Here is an 8,197-nt window from a genome sequence, read left to right as displayed (position 1 = left end):
GCCCTGGAAGAATTTCTTGGCCATCGGGGCTCCGGTGACCGCCCCGAGATCGCCGTCCTCGACAAACACGGCGATGGCCAGGTCGCCCTGCGCGGCAATCACCCAGGAGTGCGTCTTCAGCGGCTTGTCCGAACCGTATTCAGCGGTGCCGGTCTTGCCGATCACCGGTCCGCCGGGCAGGTCGGTCAGGCTGGCCAGGTAGCCGTCCGTCACCGCCGCCCGCATCATCGTGCGCAGCTGCCCGGCCTCCGCCGCCGTCAGCTTCGGCACGTCCGGCAGCTTGGCACCGGCGTCGTGGCCCTCGACCAGCTGCGGCACCACGGCCTGCCCCTTGACCACCGATGCCATCAGCGCGGCCATCGCCAGGGGCGAAACCTGCACGGTCCCCTGGCCGATCATCGCGGCCGCATGGGCGGTACTGGTCTCGTCCGGATTGATCTTGCCGAGGAAGGCATCCAGCCCGAGGTCCGCCTTCATGCCGATGCCCAGCGCGCCGGCGGCGTCGGCGAGCTTGCGCTGCGGGAGGTTCCCGAACTCCGACACGAAGGCGGTGTTGCAGGAGTGGGCCACCGCCTCGGTCAAGGTAATGGCGCCGGTGTAGGCCGCCGGGTAGCCGTCCGCGTTCTCGAACTTCTGGCCGTCGGCGGAGAACTGCGGATCGCAGGTCACCGTGGACTTGGGCGTCATGCCTTGGCGCAGCAGCCCGAGCGACGTCGCAATCTTGAAGGTGGAGCCGGGCGCGTACTGGCCGAGGAAGGCCGTGTTGTAGCCGCCGCTGTCCGGGCCGTTGGCCGCCGCGAGGATCTCGCCGGTGGAGGGACGGATGGCCACGATGGAGCTCGGGGAGGTGATGTCCGCCAGGACCTTCTCCGCGGCAGTCTGCAGCCGGGGCACCAGTGACGTCTTCACGTCGCGGCCGTCCACCGGCTCGGTGGCGTAGAGTTCGCGCGACGGCGCCTGGGCGCCTTCCGCCGCGGGCTTGCCGACGGCGCTGATGGTCAGCCCGGGCGTGCCGGCCAGTTCGTCGTTGAAGGAGGCCTGCAGGCCTCCGGCGCCGACTGTCTCGCCCGCGACGATCTTTCCGCCGGACTTCTCGATGTCCTCGGCGGTCGCTTCGCGGACGGAGCCGAGGACGGCGGAAGCGAATCCTCGGGTGGGCGCCAGCGGCAGGGCCCCGGCCTGGGCGGCCGCTCCCTTGATCGACTCCAGTTCCGCCTGGCCCAGCTTCCTGTAGGCAGCCTGGCGCAGGGTGATGGCCTGGACGAAGGCATCGGGACCGGAGCCGGCCACCGTCGCTGCGTACTGACCCGCATCGATGCCGACGAGGCCGGCCAGTGCCCGGGCCGACGACTCGGCCTGGGCGTCGGACAGACCCTTCTTGTCGATGCCGACCACCTGCACCGGCCGGTCCTTCACGATGGCCTTGCCGGCAGCGTCGAGAATGGCGCCGCGCTTCGGCTGCGCGGTGTGGACGCTGAGCTTCTCCCCCGCCTGCAGCGACGGTTCGACGGCGGCCGGAGACCATTGGATATCCCAGGGCTTTTCGGCATCGTCGGTGCGCTGCAGCTGCGCTGCCGCCTGGTAGGTCCAGTCCTTGTCCGTGTCCGGCAGGTCCCAGGTGTAGTTGAGCGTGGCCCGGGCGGTATCCTCGCCGGTCTGGCTGACGTCTCCCACCGTAACCTTGGGCTTAAGCGGGGCCATGCCCTTGGTGATTCCGGACAGTTCGGTCTGGACATCCGCCGCCGGCGTGGTGAACGCGAGCTTCTCCACCTTGCCGTCGGACAGCGCCGCGGCCAGCGCCTGGGCGGTGGAACGACCGTCGTCCTTCGGGGCACAGGCGGTGCCCGACAGCACCAGCGCCAAAGCCAGCAACGTACCTGCAGTGCGCCGTAGCATGATCCTCCCAAGCGTGTCCAAGTTCTTCTCCACCATCTAGTCTGCACCACGCTGAAACCTGCAATCGCCCCACACACAGGCAGTGGCGGCACCGTACGGCGCCGCCACTGCCTGTGGACTGGGCTCAGGTCTCCGTCATGCGGGTCAGGTATGCGGAACCTCCCCGCGGTTTCGGGTCAGCAGCAGGCCGAGCGCGATCATGCCCGCGCCGAGGACGAAGTGGAGCCAGTTGTCTGCGGTATTGACCGGAACGAAGTTGGCCACCGAGTCATGTCCGATCAGCAGACCGTACAGCCAGAGGACCAGGTAGACGACGCCGCCCCAGATCAGGAAGTTGCGGGCACCTGTCGCGCTGCGTGCCAGGACCAGCCCGACCACCCCGAAGAGCAGATGCACGATGTTGTGCAGGATCGACACCTGGAACACACCGAGCAGCAGGGCGTCCGATTCGTGACCGGCGAAGGAAATCGCCACATAGTTCGCGGTGATCCCGGGAATGAAGCCCAGGATGCCAACCACCAGGAAGACCACGCCCGCAGCCAGCGCCGCCTTCTGGGCATTCGTGTACACATGCCCGGGAGCATGAGCATAATTCGGTGATGATGCGGTCATTGCATTCCTCCATTCGAAGGCTGCCGCCCATCAGGACGGCAGGGGTACATCTGCGGAGCCGTGCCCATGTAACTATAATAAGTGAGCTTATGGATTTCCGTTATGGAGAATTTCCGCCTATCGGCCCGGCCGGGCGGCGGGAACCCTAGCCGAAAATACCGGGGACGGGCGGGGTTTGAAGCAAATGGATCCGCCGCTCCAGCTCCGGCAGGGTCAGGTTCGCTACGGCGCCAATGCTTTCCGGCGATCCTCCGGCGGCCAGCGCTTCCGCCATCGCACAGCTCAGGGCCGCCTGTGCCTGATCCATTTCAGCCTGCAGCGACTCCACACAGGCAGAGGCTGCCCAGACTTGCCTGATTTTCTCGTTCACGTCGTTCCCTTCAGTCGAGTGGCACGGCGTGCGACCAGCCGGTAATGCCAGCCTACAGGCGAGACAGACAGTTCTGTCTACCCCTTGGCCCGGAACCGGCGGCCGGAGATGGTTTTCCAGCTGCGGCGTTGCTCGATGAGCATCCTGCAGCCCTGCCACGGGGCATCGGAGCCAGCGGAGGTGGCCGTGCGGGCCAACCCTCCCGGCGGCGCAGCAAGACAGACCTGTCTTTCCATTCGCCGGGCAGCTGCGTAAACTGGGACCAGCAACAACGCCGAGCGTCGGTCCCCCCAACGAGGCGCCGCGTTGGGCCCCCGGAATTCCCCCAAGTTCCCGGGGGCTGCTTCATGTCAGCGAGGCCATGCCGCATCTGCATCAGTTTCCAGCACCCGCGAGGAGCCCCATCATGAAGTTCCGCCTGTCCGCGCTGCTAGGCACGACTGCCGCACTCTGCCTCACCGTCGCCGCCTGCGGTTCCCCGTCCGCGGAAACCCCGTCGGCCGGAACGGCGTCGGGCACTACCCTTCAGCAGGTCAAGGACGCCGGCGTCCTGACCGTGGGCACCGAAGGAACCTACAAGCCGTTTTCCTTCCACCAGGGCGGCAACGGCCCGCTGACCGGCTATGACGTCGAAGTCGTTACCGCCGTCGCGGACAAGCTCGGCGTGAAGCCCAAGTTCGAGGAAACCCAGTGGGACGCCATCTTCGCCGGCCTTGACGCGGGCCGCTTCGATGTCATTGCCAACCAGGTGAGCATCAACGACGAGCGCAAGGCCAAGTATGATTTCTCGAAGCCCTACACGGTCAGCCGCGGGGTCATCGTCACCCAGGCGGACAACAACGACATCAGCTCATTCGAGGATCTGAAGGGCAAGACCACCGCGCAGTCGCTGACCAGCAACTGGTATCAGCTGGCCAAGGATTCCGGGGCGCAGGTCCAGGCCGTCGAGGGCTGGGCCCAGTCCGTCGCGCTGCTGGAGCAGGGCCGGGTGGATGCCACCATCAACGACAACCTGACGTACCTGGACTACCAGGCCACCAACCACAACGACAAGATCAAGATCGCCGCCAAGACGTCCGATACGTCGGAGAGCGCACTGGCCTTCCGCAAGGGCAGCACCGACCTGGTGGCCGCCGTGGACAAGGCGCTGGATGAACTGCGCCAGGACGGCACCCTGGCCAGGATCTCCGAGAAGTACTTCGGCGAGGACGTCACGAAATAGCGTCCGCCAGCCGGCGGACGGGCTGTCCGCCTGCCGGCGGCCTACTTCACGGCGATCAGCTCGATCAGCTGGATCTGGGGGTCTTTGGCCAGCAGTTCGGTTCCGTGCTCGGCGAGAGCGGCAGGAATGGCGCCGTCCAAGTGGGCCCGGCGTGCTTCCTCGGTCTCGAAGGTGTCAAAGATGCCGAAGGTGTTTTCGCTGGCCCGGAAGGCATACCAGGTCCTGGTCCCGGGCTCGGCAGCGGCGATGTCCCGGCTGGCCTGCAGGAAATCCCAAACCTCCTGTTCCTTCCCGGGCCTGGCTTCCACCAGGGCGAGCAGTCCATATTGCAGTGCCATCGCAACCTCCTCGAGCGGCGGCCCGAAGACCGGCCGGCAGACATTTCCGAGCGTAGAGACTTCCCGGATCCCCGACAAGGGATCGGCTTCCGGCGCTCATGGTTCCGTGACGGCACCAAGCTGGCAGGCCGCCCCCACGTACAGCGCCGCCATGGCCCGGGCTGCGTGCTCCACCGCGTCGTCGGAGGGCAGGAAGGAGCTAGAATGCAGCGCCGGCGGATCCTCGTCCGCGGGACCGCCCACGCCCAGGAAGGCCATCAGCCCGGACACCCGCTGGGTGTAGAAGGCGAAGTCGTCCGAGCCGCAGGTGCGCAGCGGCGGCACGAGCTGCAGCCCGGCCCGGGCCAGCCAGGCGGAGGTATGCCCGGCGAGCGCGGGGTCGTTGACCAGCACGGGCTCGCCGTGCGTTATCCTCACCTCCGCCCTGGCGCCCGCGGCCCGGGCCAGGTAGTGCGCGGACTGGCGCAGTCCGCGGTGCAGCCGCTGCTGGTCCGCGATGCTCATGGCCCGCACCGTGCCGCGCAGCCGGGCGGTGTCCGGAATGACATTCGCCGCGGATCCTGCCTCGAGCTGGCCGATGCTCAGGGTCGCCGCCTCGAGCGGGTTGACGTGGCTGCGCACCAGGTCGTAGAGGGCCAAGGCGATCCTGGCGGCCACCGGCACCGGGTCGAGGGCCGTGTGCGGGTAGGCCCCGTGGCCGCCGCGGCCGCGGACCGTGATCTCGAATTCGTCGTTGGACGCGTTGACAGCCCCGCCGGTGATGCTGACCGATCCGGCCGGCAGCCCGGGGTGGACATGCACGCCCAGGACCGCCTCGATGCCGGCGGCTTCCAGCACCCCGCCGGCGACGATCTCGGACGCCCCGGAGGCAGCGATCTCTTCCCTGGGCTGCGCAATGGGCGCCAGCGCTACCGGGATCGGCACGGCAGCTGCCGCCCGGGTGAACGCCACCAAGGCAGCCTGGTGCACGTCGTGCCCGCAGGCGTGCATCGCACCGTTCACCGCGGCCCACGGCACACCTGTGGTTTCGTGGATGGGCAGTGCATCCAGTTCGGCCCGCAATCCGACCGCCGGCCCGGCCGGCGGCCCCACCCGGGTAATGAACCCGGTCCCGGCCAGTGGCTGTACGGGCATGCCCAGCTCCGCCGCCAGCAGTGCGGCGGCCGGGCCCTCGTAGCCGGAGAGGCACGGATTGCGGTGCAGTTCGCGGCGCAGTCCGACGGCGGCGGCCAGTTCGGGTTCGAGCGCGGCGATCAGTTCGTCGAGGAGCCCGCTGGCGCTCCAGCCCATCAGGACTCCAGCCCGTAGACCCGTGCCGCATTCCGGCAGCCGATGAGGGACGCGACCCGCCGGGCGTCCTGGACGGACCAGTCGCCGCCGTCGACCCAGCGCTCCGCCGCCTGGCCGAAGCCGCGCCGGAACAGCGCGGCACCCAGGTAATGCAGCTCGGGCAGCCCGATCGCGTCGGTGGAAAACAGCGCCTTGTGGAAGGGGGTCAGTTCCAGCAGTTCGGCGATCACCGCCGGCGAACGGCTGCCGGTGTGGTTCACGGCCAGCCCGACGTCGACGTAGACGTGCGGAAAAACCTGCGCCAGGTAGCCGGCTTCCCGGTGGTAGGGATAGCAGTGCAGCAGCATCATCGGCACCCCCGCGGCACGGGTGGCCCGCAGCCAGCCGGTCAGGAGCAGCGGATTGCACCGGTGCAGGTCCAGCTCGGCGTCCCCGTAGCCGGTATGGAACTGGATGGGCTTGCCCAGTTCCAGCGCGGTCCAGAGCAGATGCCGCAGCAGGACCGGGTCCGCCAGCCGCGGCACTGCCCCGGCGGAACCCGGCCGGCCCAGCCAGCGCGCGGCGGCACGCTCCAGCTCGCGTGCCGGCGGCGGCGACGGGTCGAAGTCCAGCCCGCAGCGGTAGGCGGCGACGGATTTGAACCCCGCGGCGTCCCGGGCCGCCAGGCCGAGGGCCTGGGCGAAGTCCGCGCCGAACGACGACGGCGTGGTTTCGGCGGCGACCTGCTCGGCGACATGCTCGAGCCTGACGATTTCCCGCCCGATGCCGCCGGCCAGGGCCGCGGTCTGGGCAGGCGAGGTCAGTTCCCCCGCCCGGTAGCCGGTGTCCACCAGCAGGGTGCCGAGCCCGGCGGCGCCGAGCAGGCGCCGGTTGACGGCGTCGGGCCCCAGTTCCAGCCGGCGGGCCAGATAGTCCTCCGCGGCCGCATGCGGTTCCAGGTCCAGCAGCGGCGCGCACCACCGGCGGATGGCAAAGCCCAGCTGGCTGTCGAACATGCTGGTTCCGGCCGGTCCGGGCCAGTTGGACTCGGTGGCCAGGGCCTCGAACCCGTCCCGGTCCAGGGCGGTGCCGACCACCCCGTGGCAGTGGTGGTCGGTCAGCGGCAGCCCGTCCATGACGGTGCCGGCCGCCGGGTCGGCCGGATCAGTAGACACTGGCGTAGCTCCGGCATTTTCCGGCGTCGTCCAGCCCCTCGAGCCGGCGCAGTTCGTCCAGTTTGAGCGCCCGGTGCACCTGCAGCAATTCGGGCGCGAACCAGCCGGACACCACCGGGTCCTCCTGCAGCGCCACCAGCGCCTCCGGCAGCGAACCGGGCAACCGGGCAATGCCTGTGCGGTGCCGCTCCTCCTCCCCCACCGCCTCGATCGGGCGGTCCAGCAGCACCGGTGCCGGCAGCTGCGCCCGGATGCCTTCCAGCCCGGCACGGATCAACACGCCCAGTACCAGCCAGGGGTTGCCGGTCGCGTCCCCGGCCCGGAACTCCAGGTTCAGCTGGCCGGCCGGGCCCCGGCCGGGCAGCTCGAACGTGGGACACAGCCGGAGCATGGACTCACGGTTGCGCTCGCCCAAAAAGGCATGGGTGGCCGACCACCGGTGGGGCGCCAGCCGCAGGTAGGACACCTCGCTGGCCGCGGTGAAGGCCAGCAGCGCCCGGGCATGGCGGATGATCCCCGCCGCAAAGGAACCGGCGGCCGCCGAGAGCCCGCCCGGCCGGGCGGCGTCGTACATCGCCGGTACGCCGGCGGCGTCCCGGAGGCTGAAGTGCACGTGCACGCCGTTGCCGACGGCGTCGGGCTCGAGCAGCGGCGCAAAGCTCGCCTGCTGTCCGCGGGCATGGGCCAGGTTCCGCACGATGTCGCGCAGCAGCACCGCGCGGTCCGCGGCGGTGAGGGCGTCGGCGGCGGCGACGGTAATCTCGCACTGGTGGCGGCCGTATTCGGCCAGCCAGTTTTCCGGCTCCAGTCCGGCCTCAGCCAGGATGCCCACCAGCTCGGTGCCCAGCGGCTCGGCCCGGAGCATGGCCTGCAGCGACATCGGCGGCGGGGCCGGGGCATCTGTGACCAGCATGAACTCGTGTTCGAACGCGGCCAGGAGCTGCAGCCCGGCTTCCTGCTCCAGGTCGGCCGCGGCCCGGCGGAGGAAGGTCCGCGGGCAGCACGCCCAGGGGGTACCGTCCGTGTGCGTGATGTCGGCCAGCAGCACGGTCAGCGGCGGCCGGCCGGGAACGCCGTCGATGCGGGTCAGGGACCGCGGATCCGGCAGCAGGCGCAGGTCGCCGGTGGCATCGAAAGGGCTGCCCTCGACAATGCTCCCGAACGCGCCGACACCGAGATTGGCCGGCACCCAGCCGCAGCCGGCCTCCGGATCGAGCCGGGCCAGAGGCATGGCCCGGCCCCGGGTGATGGCGCACAGGTCATTGGTGGCGACGAACGCGAGTTCATGCTCAGTCATCCGGTCCTCCTGGGCTGG

Annotated in this window: 8 protein-coding genes; 1 reads left to right on the top strand and 7 read right to left on the bottom strand. The window is 69.5% G+C overall.

The window, feature by feature from the left end; translation table 11 throughout:
* The 3 genes from LVY72_RS06105 to LVY72_RS06095 form a co-directional block, all read right to left on the bottom strand.
* Positions 1-1,932 (bottom strand): penicillin-binding transpeptidase domain-containing protein (locus LVY72_RS06105; protein WP_237818738.1); only part of this gene is annotated, 1,932 nt, incomplete at its 3' end.
* Between the two features lie 108 nt (positions 1,933-2,040).
* The gene (locus LVY72_RS06100; protein ID WP_237818736.1) at positions 2,041-2,508 is read right to left on the bottom strand and encodes a DUF4383 domain-containing protein; all 468 of its coding nucleotides are present in this window, start codon (positions 2,506-2,508) and stop codon (positions 2,041-2,043) included.
* A 145-nt stretch (positions 2,509-2,653) separates the two neighbouring features.
* The gene (locus LVY72_RS06095; protein WP_237818734.1) at positions 2,654-2,878 is read right to left on the bottom strand and encodes a hypothetical protein; all 225 of its coding nucleotides are present in this window, start codon (positions 2,876-2,878) and stop codon (positions 2,654-2,656) included.
* A 406-nt stretch (positions 2,879-3,284) separates the two neighbouring features.
* Here LVY72_RS06095 and LVY72_RS06090 point away from each other — a divergent pair, with 406 nt between their 5' ends.
* Complete coding sequence (locus LVY72_RS06090; protein WP_237818732.1) at positions 3,285-4,100, top strand: amino acid ABC transporter substrate-binding protein; 816 nt, start codon at positions 3,285-3,287, stop codon at positions 4,098-4,100.
* A gap of 41 nt (positions 4,101-4,141) precedes the next feature.
* Here LVY72_RS06090 and LVY72_RS06085 read toward each other — a convergent pair whose 3' ends face one another.
* The 4 genes from LVY72_RS06085 to LVY72_RS06070 form a co-directional block, all read right to left on the bottom strand.
* Positions 4,142-4,438 carry a putative quinol monooxygenase gene (locus LVY72_RS06085; protein WP_237818730.1) on the bottom strand — a complete coding sequence of 99 codons (297 nt, stop codon included), beginning with the start codon at positions 4,436-4,438 and terminating at the stop codon, positions 4,142-4,144.
* 96 nt (positions 4,439-4,534) lie between these two features.
* Entirely contained in the window at positions 4,535-5,728 is a 1,194-nt protein-coding gene (locus LVY72_RS06080; protein ID WP_237818728.1) for a M20 metallopeptidase family protein, read from the bottom strand.
* Positions 5,728-6,882 (bottom strand): amidohydrolase family protein, encoded by a 1,155-nt coding sequence (locus tag LVY72_RS06075; protein ID WP_237818726.1) that lies wholly within the window; start codon positions 6,880-6,882, stop codon positions 5,728-5,730. The genes LVY72_RS06080 and LVY72_RS06075 overlap by 1 nt, the downstream gene beginning before the upstream one ends.
* On the bottom strand, positions 6,872-8,179 hold the full coding sequence (locus LVY72_RS06070) for a type I glutamate--ammonia ligase (RefSeq protein WP_237818724.1): 1,308 nt from the start codon (positions 8,177-8,179) through the stop codon (positions 6,872-6,874). Before LVY72_RS06070 ends, LVY72_RS06075 begins: the two co-directional genes overlap by 11 nt.
* Positions 8,180-8,197: the final 18 nt, after the last annotated feature.

The organism is Arthrobacter hankyongi (genome assembly GCF_022012395.1).
Lineage (GTDB): Bacteria > Actinomycetota > Actinomycetes > Actinomycetales > Micrococcaceae > Crystallibacter > Crystallibacter hankyongi.
This window is presented reverse-complemented; position numbering and strand designations above follow the sequence as displayed.